Here is a 16,900-nt window from a genome sequence, read left to right on the forward strand (position 1 = left end):
CCGTGCGGAACGGGCAGGGCGGGTACGAGGGTTGCGCTCGTACCCGCCCCTTGCCTCGCAACGCGGCCTGCCCAGAGGCGCCGCCCCGCCTACAGCGTCTGGTTGAGCGCCTTCACCGGCATCTGGAGGTCGGCCAGCAGCTCCAGGTCGGATTCCGGCTTGCGGCCCAGCGTCGTCAGGTAGTTGCCGACGATGACCGCGTTGATGCCGCCCAGCAGACCCTTCTCGGTGCCCAGGTCGCCGAGGGCGATCTCGCGGCCGCCCGCGTACCGCAGGATCGTGCGCGGGAGCGCCAGCCGGAAGGCCCCGATGATCTTCAGCGCCTCGCGCGGCTCGATGACCGTCTGCTCCTCGAACGGCGTGCCGGGACGCGGGTTCAGGAAGTTGAGCGGCACCTCGTCCGGCTCCAGCTCGGCCAGCTGCCCCGCGAACTCGGCGCGCTGCTCGGCGGTCTCGCCCATCCCGACGATGCCGCCGCAGCACACCTCCATGCCCGCCGCGCGCACCATGCGCAGGGTGTCCCAGCGCTCCTCCCACGAGTGCGTCGTCACGACGTTCGGGAAGTAGGAGCGGGCGGTCTCCAGGTTGTGGTTGTAGCGGTGGATGCCCATCTCGGCGAGCTCGTCGACCTGCTCCTGGGTGAGCATGCCGAGGGACGCGGCGATGTTGATGTCGACGGCCTCGCGGATCGCCTTGACGCCCTCGCGCATCTGGTCCATGAGGCGCTTGTCGGGCCCGCGGACGGCGGCCACGATGCAGAACTCGGTGGCACCCGTGGCCGCGGTCTCCTCGGCGGCCTTGACCAGCGACGGGATGTCGAGCCACGCGGCGCGCACCGGCGACGGGAACAGGCCGGACTGCGAGCAGAAGTGGCAGTCCTCGGGGCAGCCGCCGGTCTTGACCGACACGATGCCCTCGACCTCGACCTCGGGGCCGCAGTGCCGCATGCGGACCTCGTGGGCGAGTTGCAGAAGCTCCTCCAGGCGCTCGTCGGGCAGGCCGAGCACCCGGAGCACCTGGTCCGCGTCGAGCCCGCGCCCCTGCTCCAGGACCTGCTCGCGCGCCACGGCGAGGATGTCGCCGTCCGCCGGGCCGCCGTCCCGGGCGCCCTGGTTCGTCACATCGAGCGTTTCCGTCACCGTTCACCTCGCGCTGGATCGTGGGCGGCGCGGAACGCGCCCGGGTCGAAGGTACCGCCCAGTGCCGGGGCGAGCCCCGCGCGGGCCGCCCCCAGGAACTCGGCGGGGTGCAGCACACCGGCCCCGGCACCGACGGCACCGGCGAGCGGGCGGGCCGCCAGGGTCTCCAGGTCGCGGATGTTGCTGCGCATCGCCAGGTCGGGTGTGTCGGGCCAGGAGCCGATCACCACGCCGGCCAGGTCGATGCCGCGGTGCGCCATCGCCTCCAGGGTCAGTGCGGTGTGGCCGAGCGTCCCGAGGTCGGGGCGGGCCACCACGAGGACCGGGGCGCCGAGCGTGTGCGCGAGATCGGCGATCGTGGTGCCCTCCTCGTCGAACCGGACCAGCAGGCCGCCGGCGCCCTCGACGATCACCAGGCGCCGGGTCTCGGCGAGTTCGCGCACGGTCGCCACGACCTCGTACAGGTTGACCGGCTGGCGGCCGCTCAGACGGGCCGCGGCGGCGGGCGACAGGGCGTCCGGGAAGCGGGCGTACTCGTGCAGGTCGGTGATGCCCGCGAGCCGCCCGACGTCGTCGAGGTCGCCCGGCTCGTCGGGGGCGACGCCGGTCTGCGCGGCCTTGACGACGGCCACCGAGGAGCCGCGCGTCGCGGCCAGCGCGGCGACGGCGGCGGTCACCACGGTCTTGCCCACACCGGTGTCGGTCCCGGAGACGACCAGAATGCTCACGTCGAGAGCCTAAGTCCCGGGCGGGAGTGCCCGGCACCAAGGTCCCGCCCGGGTGCCCCGGAGCCGGTCGGCCCCGCGTCGACCCGCACCGGCGTCGCGAACGACCCCCAGTGATACGCGTCACATGGCTTGATCGTCCCTTAAGCAGGACTTATGTCCGTTTGCGGTGATCGCGTGTCATCCTTGTGGGCGCTGCAAGCGCGCGACGAACTTGTAGCGGTCGCCTCGGTAGACCGAGCGGACCCACTCCACGGGCTCCCCGGACGTGTCGAAGCTGTGCCGCGACAGGAGCAGCAGCGGCATGCCGACGTCGGTGGAGAGCAGCCCCGCCTCACGGGGGTTGGCGAGGGCGGTCTCGATGGTCTCCTCCGCCTCGGCCAGGTGCACGTCGTACGCCTCGCCGAGTGCCGTGTACAGCGACGTGTACCGGTCAAGCGTGCGCCGCAGCGACGGGAAGCGCTTGGTCGACAGGTGCGTCGTCTCGATGGCCATGGGCTCCGCGTTGGCGAGCCGCAGGCGCTCGATGCGCAGCACCCGGTTGCCGGGCTTGATGGCGAGCCGTTCGGCCAACTGGTCGTCGGCCGAGACGTAGCCGACGTCGATCAGACGGGAGGTGGGCTCCAGACCCTGGGCCCGCATGTCCTCGGTGTACGAGGTGAGCTGGAGGCTCTGCGCGACCTTCGGCTTGGCGACGAACGTGCCGCGCCCCTGGACGCGTTCCAGGCGCCCCTCGATCACCAGCTCTTGGAGGGCCTGCCGGACCGTGGTCCGCGAGATGTCGAACTCCCCGGCCAGGGTGCGCTCCGGCGGCACCGGGGTGCCGGGAGGCTGCGTCTGGGTCAGCTCCTGAAGGTGCTTCTTGAGCCGGTAGTACTTCGGCTCGCGCGCGGCCCCCTCGGCTGCCGGGTCCCCGCCCGTCACGCTCTCCGGGTTGCCGGCGTCCTCTTCGTTCGGCGCCGCCGCCATCGCGGTCGCCCCTTGTTCCGCCGTCACCTGTGCCCTCCTGACACGTTCGGTCCCCATCGTGGCACGACCGGCCCGGCCCGGGTGACGGGCCGCACGGATCGGGGCGGACCGCGGCTCAGATGTCGGTCGGGTAACGGCTGCCCGCAGGACTTCTGCGGAACCTTGACACCCCAATTGGTCTATGCCAACCTCCGGAATGGTCTAAACCATTGGTGGTCACCGCGCAACCCTCGTCCCGGTTCGCAAAGCACCTTCCCCCCAGGCGGATCCTGAAGGCCCGGTCCCTCACGACGGGTCTGAAGCGGGGAAACGCGAAACCACGGCAAGCGGTACCAAGCATCCTGAGGAGGATGGTGTGAAGCGTCGTCTCTTCGTCGCGGCGGGTGTCGCGGCGGCGCTCACCGGCGTTGCCGCCTGCGGCAGCTCGGACAGCGGTGACAAGGACAAGCCGGCCGCGTCGGGCAGTGCCCCGGCGGCCGCGGGCAAGACCGGCAAGGTCACCATCTGGGTGATGAAGGGGTCGACGAACGACGAGTTCAACGCCGCCTTCAAGGCCAAGTTCGAGGCCGACCACCCGGGCTCCACCGTGGACATCCAGGTGCAGCAGTGGAACGGCATCGGTGAGAAGATCACCGCCGCCCTCGCGAGCAACGACGCACCGGACATCATCGAGGCCGGCAACACCAACATCGCGGGCTACGCGGCCTCCGGCGGTGTCATGGACCTCAGCGGCAAGGTCGACGAGCTGGGCGGCAAGGACTGGATCCCCGGTCTGGCCGGTCCCGGCAAGCTCGACGGCAAGCAGTACGGCATCCCGTTCTACGCCGCCAACCGCGTCGTGATCTACAACAAGGAGGCGTTCGCCGCCGCCGGCGTCCAGCCGCCGAAGACGCGCGCCGAGTGGCTGGAGATCAGCAAGAAGCTCAACACCGGCGACCAGCAGGGCATCTACCTGCCGGGCCAGAACTGGTACTTCTACGCGGGCCTCCTGAAGGACGAGGGCATCGACCTCACCACCAAGGACGGCGACAAGTGGAAGTCCAACATCGGCACGCCGCAGGGCGCCGCCGCGGTGAACTTCTACAAGGACCTCGCCGCCAACGGCAAGGGCCCGAAGGACGCGGACGAGCAGACGCAGCCCGAGACCGTCGCCAAGGCCGAGGGCAAGATCGCGCAGTTCATCGCGGTCCCCGGTGAGCTCGACACGGTCGTCAAGGCCAACCCGGCGCTGAAGGACAAGTACGACTTCTTCCCGATCCCGGGCAAGGACGCCTCGGCCCCCGGCGCCACCCTGACCGGCGGCTCGGACCTCTTCATCCCCGAGAAGTCCAAGAACAAGGAGCTGGCGTACGACGCCATCAAGCTGTTCAACAGCGACGAGATGCAGGTCAAGCTCGCCAAGGCGCTGACCTACGTGCCGAGCAAGACCACCCAGGTCACCGCGCTCGAGGGCGTCCCGGGTGCGCAGGCACAGGCGCTGGGCGCGCAGAAGGGCTTCGTCATCCCGGCCACCACGACCACCAACTGGGCCGCGGTCGAGGAGTCGAACCCGATCAAGGCGTACCTGACCGCGGTGCTGGTCGGCGGCAACCCGGACTCCGAGGGCAAGAAGGCCGACGAGGCCATCGCGAAGGTGCTCAACACCCCGAGCTGACCCGGTCCGACCGGGTCGCCCGCTGATCCGATCGACTGAACAGCACCATGCGGCCGGTCCCGCCGGGGATATCTCCGGCGGGACCGGCTCAGGCCCGATTACCCGACACCGAACGACGGGAAGGCACCTGTGTCAGCCTCGAAGGCCGACGCGGTGGTCGCGACGCCCACGCAGCCCCCGCGGACCGACGCACCGGCAGGTGGGTCAAGCTCCCACAAGCGCCCGCGCCGCAGACGCGGACCCCTTCAGCTCATCAGCCCGTACCTGATGGTCGCCCCGGCGATCCTCGGTGTCGTCTTCCTGCTCGCCTACCCGGTGGCGAAGAACGCGATCCTGGGCTTCAAGGAGTACGGCCGCCGCGACTTCACACTCGGCCTGTCGGGCAAGTGGATCGGGCTGGACAACTTCAAGGAGATCTTCCAGGACTCGGAGTTCTGGACGGTCACCTGGCGGAGCTTCTGGTTCACCGGCATCAACGTCGTCGCCATCATGGTGGCCGCCACGCTGATCGCCCTCATGCTGACCAAGCTCGGCCGCGTCATGCGCGTCACCGTGCTCATCGGCCTGGTGTGCGCGTGGGCCATGCCGATCATCGCGGCCACCACCGTCTTCAAGTGGATGTTCCGCTCGGACAACGGGGTCGCCAACTACCTGCTGGTCAAGCTCGGCTTCGACTCGTTCGAGGACTACACCTGGTTCGCCGACGGCAAGTCGACGATGACCGTGGTCATCCTGCTGATCGTGTGGCAGTCGATCCCGTTCGCGGCGCTGACCATCTACGCGGGCCTGACCACCGTGCCGGACGAGGTGTACGAGTCGGCGCGCCTGGACGGCGCCGGACCCGTGCGGATCTTCACCTCCATCACCTTCCCGATGCTGCGCCCGATCTTCCTCCTGGTCACCTCCCTGGAGGTGATCTGGATCTTCAAGTGCTTCGCGCAGATCTGGGCCATCGCCGGGCAGAACGGCCCGATCTCGGAGATCGCCACGCTGCCGGTGTACGCGTACCAGACCGGCATGCAGCTCAAGCGCTACGGCGTCGCGGGCGCGATCTCGACCGTCACGGTGCTGATCCTCGCGGCGATGCTCGTCTTCTACTTCCGTCAGTTGTTCAAGCAGGAGCGGGAGGCCGACAAGTGACGCCCCTGAAGTCGCGAGTCCTCAAGCGGGTCCCGCTCAACATCGCCGCGCTGATCGTCTTCGTGGTGATGATCTTCCCGGTCTACTGGATGGTGCTCACCGCCTTCCGGCCGGCCAAGGAGATCGGCGCGGAGACCCCGAAGTTCCTGCCCACCTCGGTGACCTTCGAGAACTTCAAGAACGCCGTCGACATCGACAACTTCTGGGAGTTCTGGCGCAACAGCCTGATGGTCGCCGTCGGCGGCGTCGGCCTGGCGCTGATCGTCGCGTGCTTCTCCGCCTTCGCCGTCGCGCGCATGCAGTGGAAGGGCCGCGCGCCCTTCATCCTCATGGTGTTCATCGCGCAGATGGCGCCGTGGGAGGCGCTGATCATCCCGATGTTCCTGATCGGCCGCGACCAGGAGCTGCTGAACTCGCTGCCCTTCCTGACCGCGATCTACTTCGTGATGACGCTGCCGTTCTCGATCGTGACGCTGCGCGGCTTCCTCGCGAACATCCCGGTCGAGCTGGAGGAGGCCGCGCGCGTCGACGGCTGTACGCGCTTCGGGGCGTTCCGCCGGGTCGTCTTCCCGCTGCTCGCCCCGGGCCTGCTGTCCACCTCGCTGTTCGGCTTCATCACCGCGTGGAACGAGTTCGCGTTCGCCAACACGCTGCTGTTCGCCGACCCCAAGCAGGACACCCTGCCGGCCTGGCTCAACGAGTTCAGCAACGGCCTGACCGTCGACTGGGGCGCCACCATGGCGGCGGCGACGCTGTTCATGCTGCCCGTCCTGCTGATCTTCCTGATCCTGCAAGGCAGAGTCACCGGCGGCCTGACGTCCGGTGCGGTGAAGGGCTGAGCGCACACCATGACTCACCAGTCCACGAGCCGGTCCACCCGCCGGTCCGATGATCTCGGCCGCCTCGCCCTGGCCGTACTGCAACCCGGCTTCGCCGGTCTGACCGCCCCCGACTGGCTGCGCCGCCACGTCGCCGACGGACTCGGCTCCGTCGGGCTGTTCGGCCGCAACGTCCAGTCGCCCGAACAGCTCGCGGCACTCACCGCGACGCTGCGCAAGGAACGCGACGACATCCTGGTCGCCATCGACGAGGAGGGCGGCGACGTCACCCGCCTCGAAGTGCGGCAGGGCAGCTCGTGGCCCGGCAACCTCGCCCTGGGCGCCGTCGACGACACCACCCTCACCAGGGCGGTGGCCACCGGCCTCGGGCGCGACCTGGCCCGCTGCGGCGTCAACTTCGACTGGGCGCCGGACGCGGACGTCAACGCCAACCCCGACAACCCGGTCATCGGCGTGCGCTCGTTCGGCGCCGACCCGGACCTGGTGGCCCGGCACACCGTCGCGTACGTCGAGGGCCTCCAGGCCACCGGTGTCGCCGCGTGCGTCAAGCACTTCCCGGGCCACGGCGACACCGCCGTCGACTCGCACCTCGGCCTTCCGCGCGTCGACGCGTCCCGCGAACTGCTCGCCGCCCGCGACCTGGTGCCGTTCCGCGCCGCGATCGCGGCCGGGGCCAAGGCGGTCATGTCGGCGCACATCGTGCTGCCGGCCTACGACGCCGAGTACCCCGCGACGCTGAGCAGGGCGATCCTGACCGGCCTGCTCCGCGAGGAGATGGGCTACCAGGGCCTGATCGTCACCGACGGCATCGAGATGGGCGCCATCGCCGACACCTACGGCATCGCCGACGGCACCGTGCGGGCGCTCGCCGCCGGGGTCGACGCGGTCTGCGTCGGCGGCGGGCTGTGCGACGAGGGCACCGTGCTGCTGCTGCGGGACGCGATCGTCGCGGCGGTCCGCGAGGGTCGGCTGTCCGAGGAGCGCCTCGCCGACGCCGCCGCGCGCGTCGCGGAACTCGCGGCCTGGACCCGCGAGAACGCCAACCGCGGCGGCGAGCCCGGGGACCACGCGGTCGGCCTGGAGGCCGCCCGGCGCGCGGTCCGGGTCGAGGGCCCGCTGACCCCGGTGACGGCCCCCGCGCACGTGCTGGAGCTGACGTCCCGGACCAACATCGCGGTGGGGGACGAGACGCCGTGGGGCGTCGGCGCGTACCTGGCCCAGGCGGTGCCCGGCACGACCGTGGCGCGGCCGGGCATGACCACGTTCGGCCTGGTCGACGCGCAGCTCGCGGCGGCGGACGGACGGCAGCTCGTGGTCGTCGTACGCGACCTGCACCGCAACGTCGCCGCCGCGGACATGCTGGCCGGAATAGTCGCGGTCCGGCCGGACACCGTCGTGGTGGAGATGGGGCTTCCGTACGGGGACGCGCAGGGACTCACCCGCATCGCCACGCACGGCGCCGCGCGGGTGTGCGGCATCGCCGCCGCGGAGACACTGACCGGGCGGGTCCTTGAGCCCGGCCCAGACCCGGCCGGCACCGCGTAGTCCAGCCGAGCTGTCCCACCGGGAACCAACGGAAGGCACCACACAGATGTCTGCGAGCACCGAAGCCGCGGCGCCGCGCGGCGGGATCATGTCCGCCGAGATGGCCGAGCAGCCGGAGGTACTGCGCCGGATCCTGACCGAGGGCGCGCCGCGCATCCGCGAGGCGGCCGCCGCCATCGCCGCCCGCAGCCCGAGATTCGTGCTGCTCACCGCGCGCGGCACCAGCGACAACGCCGCGCTGTACGCGAAGTACCTGGTCGAGGTGCTGCTCGGCAAGCCGGCCGGGCTCACCTCGATGTCCACCACGACGGCGTACGGCGCGGAGCCGGACCTGTCGGACTGCCTCGTCGTCACCGTCAGCCAGTCGGGCGGGTCGCCGGACCTGGTCGCCTCCACCGAGGCGGCCCGCAAGGCCGGGGCCATCACGCTCGCGGTCACCAACAACGCGGACTCGGCGCTCGCCGCGGTGTCCGAGTTCCACATCGACGTGCTGGCAGGGCCGGAGAAGGCGCTGCCGGCGACGAAGACCTACACCGCGGAACTGCTGGCCCTGTACCTCCTGGTCGAGGGGCTGCGCGGCGGCGACGGAGCGGACGCGGCGCGGCTGCCGGAGTACGCGGCGGAGATCCTCGCCCGCGGGTCGGAGGTCGCGGCGCTCGCCCAGCGCTACCGGTTCGCGCAGCGCCTCGTCATCACCTCGCGCGGCTACGGCTACCCGACCGCGCGCGAGGCGGCCCTGAAGATCATGGAGACGAGCTACATCCCCGCCCAGCCGTTCTCGGGCGCGGACCTCCTGCACGGGCCGCTGGCCATGGTCGACAACGTCAGCCCCGTCATCGCCGTCGTCCCGGACGGCCGCGGCGGCGAGGCCCTCCAACCGGTCCTCGAACGCCTTCGCGGCCGCGGCGCCGACCTCATGGTCGTCGGCACCGCCGACCAGGTCGCCGGCGCCAGCGCCGGCTTCGCCCTCCCGGCCGGGGTCCCGGAGGAGGTCCAGCCGATCCTCGAAATCCTCCCCCTGCAACTCCTGGCCTACGAGATCACCATGGCCCGAGGCCTGGACCCGGACGCCCCCCGAGCTTTGGCCAAGGTCACCGAGACCCACTGAACCCCGGCCGGGGCCCCGAGCCTTGGCCAAGGTCACCGAGACCCACTGAACCCCGGCCGGGGCCCCGAGCCTTGGCCAAGGTCACCGAGACCCAACGACTCCGTCGCCCGAGTGCCTCGCCCCTGACGCCCCCGAGCCATCGCCAGGTCACGAAACCCCGGCCCCGCCCCCGCCTCCCGAGGGCGGGGCCGCGGTGGTTCGACGGGGAGGGCGAGGTAAGGCCCGTGCGGTCGGCGGCGGCACGTTTGGCAGTGGTGAGACCGGGCGGGCGGCGCGGGGAGCGGGTTGTGTGCCTCCCCGGGTCGCCCCCAGGCTGCTCACCCGCTTGGTGCTTGCCTGGTCCCGCATCACCCGCTCCTCGCTCGGCCGCGCTGCCGGGGCCACGTGGCGCCCTTGCGGCTCCGGGGAAATGCCGGCGGTGGTGCGGGAAACCGCTCGCCGTGGATGGTGGGCGGCGTACTGGCTTCCTATATGCGTTCGGGGCTCAGGGACCGGTGTGGGTCAGGGCGTTGATGAAGTCTCGGATCACTGGGCGGTGGTCCTTTTGGGGCCAGGCCAGGGCCAGTTCGCAGGGGGACAGGTCGGTTACCGGGACGGTGGTGACGCCGGGGCGGCGGTAGATGGCGGCGTTGCCCTCGGCGAGGAGGACTATGCCGCTGCCCTCCTCGATGGCCGCGAAGGTCTCCTCCGCGTTGGCCACCGTCGCGCCGATGCGCGGTGGTCGGCCGTCGCGTTCGTCGACGGCGAGCCAGTAGTCGCGTAGCGGGCCCGCGGTGGCCGGGAGCGCGAGGAACGGTTCGTTCAGGAGCTCGCCGAAGGCCACCTTGTCGCGGGTCGCCAGCGGATGGTCGTCGCGCATGGCCACCCAGCGCGGCTCGGTGGCCAGTACGTACACGTTCAGGTCGTCCTGGCCCGGCACCGGCAGCCACAGGAGCGCGACGTCCACCTCGCCCGTGGCGAGGCCCGCGGTCGCGTCGTCCCAGTTGATCTGCCGCAGTTTGACGGTCCACCCCGGCCGCCGCTCCGCGAAGCGCTCGCGCGCCCGTTGCAGCAGGCCGCGGCCGACGCTGGTGGACAGGCCCACGGTGAGCACGGCGGCCTCCGCGGCCGCGGCGTCCGCGACGGTGCGCTGTGCCTCGTCCCAGTCCTGGAGCAGTGCCCGTGCGGCGGGCAGCAGCGCGGCGCCCGGGGCGGTCAGCGAGACGGCCCGCTTGTCGCGTTCGAACAGCCGTACCCGCAAATGGTCTTCGAGTTGGCGTATCTGTTTGCTCAGCGCGGGCTGCGAGACGAACAACCGCTCGGCCGCGCGCGTGAAGTTGAGCTCTTCGGCGGTCGCCACGAAGTAGCGCAGGTCGCGAAGGTGCACATCCATAACCGATGGCTATCACGACCGGTCTTGGACGCGCAGCCGAGATTCCCGCGAGGATCACCGGGACAGGTTCCGCCGCAGACGCGGGCCCGCCGCCCCGTTCGCACGACGCATCCACAGACGCACGGAGGAGTACCGGCTATGCGCTACCGCCTGTTCGGCAACACCGGCCTGCGGGTCTCCGAGCTGTTCCTCGGCGCGATGACCTTCGGCGACCCCGAGACGGTCGGCACGTCGGCCGACGAGAGCCGCCGCATTGTCGACGCTTACGAGGACGCCGGCGGCAACGTCATCGACACCGCGGTCAACTACCGCGACGGGGCCAGCGAGACGATCCTCGGGCCCATACTCCAGGGCCGCCGCGACCGGTTCGTCCTGGCCACGAAGTACACCCTGAGTCGCGACGGCGGCGACCCCAACGCGGCCGGCAACCACCGCAAGAACCTGCGGCTGTCGCTGGAGACCAGCCTGCGGCGCCTGGGCACCGACTACATCGACATCTACTGGGTGCACATCTGGGACCGCGACACGCCGATCGAGGAGACCATGCGCGCCCTCGACGACGCGGTGCGCGCCGGCAAGGTGCTGTACGTCGGCATCTCGGACGCCCCGTCCTGGGTCGTCTCCCGTGCGAACACCCTGGCGGAGTGGCGCGGTTGGACGCCGTTCGCCGGGCTCCAGGTGCCGTACAACCTGCTCAACCGCGACGTCGAGCGCGAACTGCTGCCGATGGCCGACGCCTTCGGCATGAGCGTCGCGGCCTGGGGGCCGTTGGCGAGCGGCGTGCTGTCGGGCAAGTTCACACGCCCGGGCGGCACCGGGGAGGCCGTGACGCGGGTGAACCCGGACTCGCTCGCGGAACGCGACCACGCGGCGGCCGGCGCCGTCCAGGAGGTCGCGGACGACCTCGGTGCGTCGCCTTCGCAGGTGGCCATCGCGTGGACCCGGGCGCGGTCGCGCGCCGTACACCCGATCATCGGCGCGCGGACCGCCGAGCAGCTCAAGGACAATTTGGGCGCTGTGGGCCTCGAACTGCCCGCGGAGGCCGTGGAACGCCTGGATGCCGCGGTGGACTTCGCGCTCGGCTTCCCGCAGGACTTCATCGCGGCGACGCGGTCGTACGTGTACGGCGAGTCGGCGGTCCGCGTCGACGGGCGCGGTTGACGGGGACGGACCGGCCGCGAACGGCACCGGCTGCGGACACGGGGCCGGGGCCGGGCGCGGACGAGGCCGGGCCAGGACGGCGCCGGATCAGGAGGCCCGGTCAGGAGGCCCGGTCAGGAGGTTGGGCCAGGACGACGCTTCGATTCGACAGGAAGGCAAGGAGCGCTCATGGCGGCGGCACCGGTGGCGCTGGTGACGGGGGCGAACCGGGGGATCGGCAACGAGGTGGCGCGGCAGCTCGCCGACCGGGGGCACACGGTGCTGCTGTCCGCGCGGTCCGCGGACGCCGCCCGACAGGCTGCCGCACGGCTCGCGGGCGGCGACGTCCACCCGCTGGTCCTGGACGTGGTCGACGACGACTCGGTCGGCCGGGCCGTCGAGCGGGTGTGCGACCGGCACGGGCGCCTGGACGTGTTGGTCAACAACGCCGCCGTGCACTACGACATCTGTCAGCGGGCCGTGGACGCGGACCTCGCGGTGGTCCGGGAGGCGGCCGAGACGAACCTGTACGGGCCCTGGCGCCTCGTCCAGGCCGCGCTGCCGCTGTTGCGGAGGAGCCGGCACGGGCGTGTCGTCAACGTGTCGAGCGAGGTGGCGTCCCTGACGAACATGGGCGGCGGCACCCCCGCGTACACCGCGTCGAAGGTCGCCCTGAACGCGCTGACCAGGATGCTCGCCGCGGAACTGCGGCCGGACCGGATCCTCGTCAACGCCGTGTGCCCGGGATGGGTCGCGACGGACATGGGCGGCCCGGGCGGGCGCCCGGTGCGCGAGGGGGCCGCGGGGATCGTCTGGGCCGCCACGCTGCCCGACAACGGGCCGACCGGAGGCTTCTTCCGCGACGGGCGGCCGTTGCCCTGGTAGTGCGCGTGGGGGGACGAGCGGACGCCGCGAACCTCCACGGCCGCGGCGTACCGCTCCGCCGCGTCAGCGCCGTTGGCCGAGGATGCAGAACTCGTTGCCCTCGGGGTCCGCCAGCACGACCCACGACGACTGGTCGCTCTGGCCGATGTCGACGTGCCGCGCGCCGTGCGCGACCAGGCGGGCGACCTCGGCGGCCTGGTCGTCGGGACGGAAGTCGAGATGCAGGGGGCTCTTGGACTTCTTGGCCTCGCCCTCCATCCGGACGAAGTCCAGCCCCGGCATGACGTCCGGCGCCGGGCGGATCTCGAACTCGTCCTCGGTGGACTGCACCACGACCCAGCCCAGAGCCTCGGCCCACCACTGCCCCAGGGCCGCGGGATCCGCGCAGTGGACGATCACCTGTTCCCATTGCAAGGTCATTCGCCGAGCTTAGACCGGCTGCCGCGGGGGTCAAGGAGCGGCGGGCGGCACGCGGTGTGTTGGGGGTGCACCCGCGGGGCGGGGCCCGGGAGGGGGCTGTGGAACGGGCTCGGGACGGGCTGCGGAACGGGCTTGGTGCGGGTCCGGGAGGGGCTGCGGATCGGGCTTGGCGCGGGCTCGGGACGGGCTGCGGATCGGACCTCGGATCGGCCGGATCGGGTTGAGCCCAGGGCAGGGGCGCGGGTCTCCGGGCGAGCGTTCATGTGCCGGATGGTTTGTCAGAGTTCGATGGTCTTTTGCGCAAGTTTTCAGCCGTCCCACACTCGTATGCACCACAGCGGCCACGCCGATTCCAGGTGCGCCCGCCATCAAGGGAGTGCGGAGCCGCAACCGCGATCCGCCGACGCCCCGGCCGGCCCGCCGGGTTCGGGAGAATCCCCATGACCGCGCCTGCTCCTGGAACGACGAAGGACCCCGTCACCGACGCGCCCGAACCGCCCGCCGACACCGAGCACCGGACCCGGGCCCTCCCTGGCCCGGCGGGTGCCCCGGCCGCGGCCGCGTACTCGATGCCCGGCACGGCGTACGAACTCCCCGACCACTCCGGAGCAGCCCAGGTCCTCGCCGCCCGCGCGTCGGCGTCGGCGATGGTCTCGGCGGCCGCCGCCCGGGTCGTGCCGGGTGGGGGCTACACGCCGTCCGCGTCCGTGCGTCCGGCCGTACGTCGGGCGCCGTCGCCGGCCCCGGCTCCGACTTCGCGCTACAGCGTCGGCCTGGCCCGCGACGCGGACGAGGTACGGGCCGCGCAGCGGCTGCGGCACCTGGTGTTCGCCGGGGAGATGGGCGCGGACCTGCACAGCCTCGAACCCGGGCTCGACGTCGACGCGTTCGACGCCCACTGCGACCACCTGGTGGTGCGGGAGGACTCCAGCGGTGCGGTCGTCGGGACGTACCGCCTGTTGCCGCCCGACCGCGCCCGCGAGGCCGGAGGGCTGTACGCGGCCGGTGAATTCGCGCTCGGCAGCCACGCCGAACTGCACGCGGACCTCGTCGAGGTCGGCCGGTCCTGCGTGCACCCGGACCACCGCGAGGGCGCGGTGATCGGGCTGATGTGGGCGGGCATAGCGCGCTACCTGGTCGCGAGCGGGCACAACTGGCTCGCCGGGTGCTGCTCGGTGCCTCTCGACGACGGCGGGCTGCTGGCGGCCGACGTGCGGGAGGCCGTACGGCGCAAGTACACGGCGCCGGAGGAGTACCGGGTGCAGCCGTACCGGCCCTGGACCCCGCCCGCCGCCGCGGGTGAGGCGGGGCGTACGCCCCGGGCGCTGCCGCCGCTGCTGCGCGGTTACCTGCGACTGGGCGCGTGGGTGTGCGGCGAGCCCGCGTACGACGAGGACTTCGGGGTCGCGGACTTCTACGTCCTGCTGTCGCTGCGCCGCACCGACCCGCGCTACCTCCGCAGATTCCTCGCCCTGGAATCGGCGTGAACCACCCGGCGGCAAGCCCCTCGTGGGTGCCGGCCTCGCCGTGTACGCCGGAGGTCTGCCTGCGTGACGCGGTGCGTGCCGTGGGCCTCGTACGCCGGGTGCTGCGCTGCCTGGCGTGTGTGGCCGTGGTGGTCGCGGGTGTCGCGCTCTCGTCGGGCGTCGCGCGCATGCGACCGCCGGTGCGGGACGCGCTGGTCCGCGCGTGGGCCCGTACCACCCTCAGGGCGCTGGGGGTGCGCGTGCGGGTCCTGGACGGGGACGAGCCGGGTCTCGGGGTGGGAGCGGGGGACGTGCACCCGGAGACGGGCGCGACTGCGACTCTGTCCGGGACGCCGGCGGCGGCCAAGGCCGCGCGCCCGGCCCTGTTGCGCCACGGGCGGCGCGAAGGGGGCACATGCAACAGCCGCCCGCAGCCCCCGGGCGAACTGCTCGTCGCGAACCACATCTCGTGGCTGGACATCGCCGTACTCGCCATCGTGCGCCCCTCGCGCATGGTCGCGAAGCGCGAGGTGGGGCAATGGCCGGTCCTGGGCCGCTTCGTCGCCCGGGGCGGCACGGTCTTCGTCGCGCGTGACCGGCCGCGTGCGCTGCCCGGCGACGTCGCGGCGATCGCGGCGGCGCTGCGGACGGGGGCCTCGGTCGGGGTGTTCCCCGAGGGCAGCACGTGGTGCGGCGTGCGCCAGGGGACGTTCCGCCGCGCGGTGTTCCAGGCCGCGTTGGACGCCGGAGCCGCCGTGCGACCCGTCCTCCTCGGCTACGTGCGGTCGGACGGTGCCACGGCACGCGAGGCCGCCTTCGTCGGTGAGGACACCTTGGCGTCCTCGATGTGGCGGGTGGCCGGGGTGCGCGGGATCGTCGCCGAGACGCGCGTCCTGCGGGCGATCGCGCCGGGGGAGTGTCGCGATCGGCGCGAACTGGCCACGGCCGCACAGGAGATGCTGGCGACCGCCGGGCGCCCGGAACCCGGGCCTCCCGAACACGGAAATCCGGAACGCGGCAATCCGAGCCACAGCAATCCGAGCCACAGCAATCCGAGCCACAGCAATCCGAAAAGCGGACATTCCGGGGACCGGCTTCCGCGCGTCGGAGCGCCCGGGCATCGGGAACGGACGACGTACCGGGCGGCGCCGGTCCACCAACACGGCGCCGCCCGTGGGGTTCCCTCCTGACGGTGGCAGCCGTCTGCGGAAGGAGGGTGGCGGGCGGTCTCCAGTGCGGCTGACGGCCGCCCGCCACGTCTTCATGCGTACACGGTCTCCCCGGCGACCCAGGTACGCCGCACCGTCAAGTCGTCGTCCCACCACACCAGGTCGGCCAGTGCCCCCGGCGCGATGCGGCCGAGGTCGTCGCGGCCGAGCGCGTTCGCGGGCACGGTGGAGCCGCAGGACACGACCTCGGCGAAGTCGTGTCCCAGCGCGGTGAGGTTGCGCACCGCCTGGTCCATGGTGAGTGCGGAGCCGGCGATCGTCCCATCCGGATTGCGCGGTACGTCGCCTTCCGCGAGCGTCACGTCCACGTCGCCGAGCCGGTAGCGCCCGGGCGGCATGCCCGCGGCGGCCATCGCGTCGGTGACGAGTGCGGTACGCCTCCCCGCGATCCGCAGCACCAGCGAGCAGACCGCGGGCACCACGTGGTGCAGGTCGGCGATCAGGCCGGGGGTGAGCCGCGGGTCGGTGAGCGCCGCACCGACCACGCCCGGTTCGCGGTGGCCGAGGCCGCGCATCGCGTTGAAGAGGTGGGTGACGAGCGTGGCGCCCGCGTCGGCCGCCTCGGCCACCTGGGCGGCGGTGGCGTCGCTGTGGCCGATGGAGACCTTGATGCCGGCCTCGGCGAGGCGCCGGACGGCCTCGATCCCGCCGGGAAGCTCCGGAGCGAGGGTGACGAGCGTCAGGACGTCGCGCACCGCGTCGTCCTCCAGCAGGCGGTCGACCAGCTCCGGCTTCGGCTCGCGCAGGTGCTCCTCGGGGTGCGTGCCGACCTTGGCCGCGGCCAGGAACGGCCCCTCCAGGTGCACGCCGAGTACCCGGGCGACCGGCTCGCGGACCAGCGCCGCCCGGGTCGCGTGCGCTCGCGTGAGGGCGGCGACCAGGGTGTCCATCGCACCCGTGATGAACGTCGGCAGGAACGACGTGACACCGGTCGACGCCAGTCGACCCGCCACGGTCCGCCACTCGTCGGGACCGGCCGCCACGAAGTCCGCACCGAAGGCGCCGTTGACCTGGAGGTCGATCAGCCCCGGGGTGAGGATGCCGTCGGGTAGCGCGAGGTGGTCCGGCCCGGCGGGCGGTACGGAGTCCTCGACGCGCGTCACGCGTCCGTTCTCGACCACGAGCGCGGCGGGACCGACGAGTCGGCCGCCGACGAGCACCCGGGGTGCCGAGATGGTGGCCACGCGCGCGGTCCTTCCCTCAAAGGTGCGCTACCCCGGCGGGTGCGACGTCCGCCGGGGTAGCGCCTGTTCAGAGCAACGCGGACCA

General features: G+C 72.2%; 15 protein-coding genes. 9 read left to right on the top strand and 6 right to left on the bottom strand.

Going from position 1 to position 16,900, the window contains the following annotated elements:
* Positions 1-89 precede the first annotated feature (89 nt).
* From bioB to ACRX5S_RS15965, 3 genes are all read right to left on the bottom strand, one after another.
* Positions 90-1,139: a biotin synthase BioB gene (gene bioB, locus ACRX5S_RS15955; protein WP_436773571.1), complete on the bottom strand. Its 1,050-nt coding sequence runs from the start codon at positions 1,137-1,139 to the stop codon at positions 90-92.
* A complete protein-coding gene (gene bioD, locus ACRX5S_RS15960; RefSeq protein ID WP_436773572.1) occupies positions 1,136-1,867 on the bottom strand; it encodes a dethiobiotin synthase in 732 nt (243 codons plus the stop codon). The genes bioB and bioD overlap by 4 nt, the downstream gene beginning before the upstream one ends.
* 177 nt (positions 1,868-2,044) lie before the next feature.
* Positions 2,045-2,833 (bottom strand): GntR family transcriptional regulator, encoded by a 789-nt coding sequence (locus tag ACRX5S_RS15965; RefSeq protein ID WP_436773650.1) that lies wholly within the window; start codon positions 2,831-2,833, stop codon positions 2,045-2,047.
* Positions 2,834-3,188: 355 nt separating this feature from the next.
* Here ACRX5S_RS15965 and ACRX5S_RS15970 point away from each other — a divergent pair, with 355 nt between their 5' ends.
* The 5 genes from ACRX5S_RS15970 to ACRX5S_RS15990 all read left to right on the top strand — a co-directional run bounded on the left by ACRX5S_RS15970 (position 3,189) and on the right by ACRX5S_RS15990 (position 9,119).
* Complete coding sequence (locus tag ACRX5S_RS15970; protein ID WP_436773573.1) at positions 3,189-4,487, top strand: extracellular solute-binding protein; 1,299 nt, start codon at positions 3,189-3,191, stop codon at positions 4,485-4,487.
* 129 nt (positions 4,488-4,616) lie between these two features.
* A complete protein-coding gene (locus tag ACRX5S_RS15975; protein WP_436773574.1) occupies positions 4,617-5,627 on the top strand; it encodes a carbohydrate ABC transporter permease in 1,011 nt (336 codons plus the stop codon).
* Positions 5,628-5,632: 5 nt separating this feature from the next.
* Positions 5,633-6,466 (top strand): carbohydrate ABC transporter permease, encoded by an 834-nt coding sequence (locus ACRX5S_RS15980; RefSeq protein ID WP_436773651.1) that lies wholly within the window; start codon positions 5,633-5,635, stop codon positions 6,464-6,466.
* Between the two features lie 9 nt (positions 6,467-6,475).
* A complete protein-coding gene (locus ACRX5S_RS15985) occupies positions 6,476-8,011 on the top strand; it encodes a glycoside hydrolase family 3 protein (RefSeq protein WP_436773575.1) in 1,536 nt (511 codons plus the stop codon).
* 46 nt (positions 8,012-8,057) lie between these two features.
* Positions 8,058-9,119 (top strand): SIS domain-containing protein, encoded by a 1,062-nt coding sequence (locus tag ACRX5S_RS15990; protein WP_436773576.1) that lies wholly within the window; start codon positions 8,058-8,060, stop codon positions 9,117-9,119.
* Between the two features lie 484 nt (positions 9,120-9,603).
* Here the strand turns inward: ACRX5S_RS15990 and ACRX5S_RS15995 are convergent, their stop codons facing one another.
* Positions 9,604-10,491 (bottom strand): LysR family transcriptional regulator, encoded by an 888-nt coding sequence (locus ACRX5S_RS15995; protein WP_436773577.1) that lies wholly within the window; start codon positions 10,489-10,491, stop codon positions 9,604-9,606.
* Positions 10,492-10,629: 138 nt separating this feature from the next.
* On the opposite strand from ACRX5S_RS15995, the gene ACRX5S_RS16000 reads away from it, so the two are divergent.
* Both ACRX5S_RS16000 and ACRX5S_RS16005 read left to right on the top strand, forming a co-directional pair.
* Positions 10,630-11,652, top strand: coding sequence for an aldo/keto reductase (locus tag ACRX5S_RS16000; RefSeq protein ID WP_436773578.1), 1,023 nt, complete (start codon positions 10,630-10,632; stop codon positions 11,650-11,652).
* A gap of 168 nt (positions 11,653-11,820) precedes the next feature.
* The gene (locus tag ACRX5S_RS16005) at positions 11,821-12,516 is read left to right on the top strand and encodes an SDR family NAD(P)-dependent oxidoreductase (RefSeq protein WP_436773579.1); all 696 of its coding nucleotides are present in this window, start codon (positions 11,821-11,823) and stop codon (positions 12,514-12,516) included.
* A gap of 63 nt (positions 12,517-12,579) precedes the next feature.
* Here ACRX5S_RS16005 and ACRX5S_RS16010 read toward each other — a convergent pair whose 3' ends face one another.
* Positions 12,580-12,936: a VOC family protein gene (locus tag ACRX5S_RS16010; protein WP_436773580.1), complete on the bottom strand. Its 357-nt coding sequence runs from the start codon at positions 12,934-12,936 to the stop codon at positions 12,580-12,582.
* Between the two features lie 647 nt (positions 12,937-13,583).
* Here ACRX5S_RS16010 and ACRX5S_RS16015 point away from each other — a divergent pair.
* Together ACRX5S_RS16015 and ACRX5S_RS16020 are read left to right on the top strand one after the other, a co-directional pair.
* Positions 13,584-14,423: a GNAT family N-acetyltransferase gene (locus ACRX5S_RS16015; protein WP_436773652.1), complete on the top strand. Its 840-nt coding sequence runs from the start codon at positions 13,584-13,586 to the stop codon at positions 14,421-14,423.
* Positions 14,420-15,592, top strand: a complete 1,173-nt coding sequence (locus tag ACRX5S_RS16020; RefSeq protein WP_436773581.1) for a lysophospholipid acyltransferase family protein — start codon at positions 14,420-14,422, stop codon at positions 15,590-15,592. Before ACRX5S_RS16015 ends, ACRX5S_RS16020 begins: the two co-directional genes overlap by 4 nt.
* A 71-nt stretch (positions 15,593-15,663) precedes the next feature.
* Here ACRX5S_RS16020 and nagA read toward each other — a convergent pair whose 3' ends face one another.
* Positions 15,664-16,815, bottom strand: a complete 1,152-nt coding sequence (gene nagA, locus ACRX5S_RS16025) for an N-acetylglucosamine-6-phosphate deacetylase (RefSeq protein ID WP_436773582.1) — start codon at positions 16,813-16,815, stop codon at positions 15,664-15,666.
* Positions 16,816-16,900 lie beyond the last annotated feature (85 nt).

The sequence above is a fragment of the Yinghuangia sp. YIM S09857 genome, from assembly GCF_051388915.1.
Taxonomy (GTDB): domain Bacteria; phylum Actinomycetota; class Actinomycetes; order Streptomycetales; family Streptomycetaceae; genus Yinghuangia.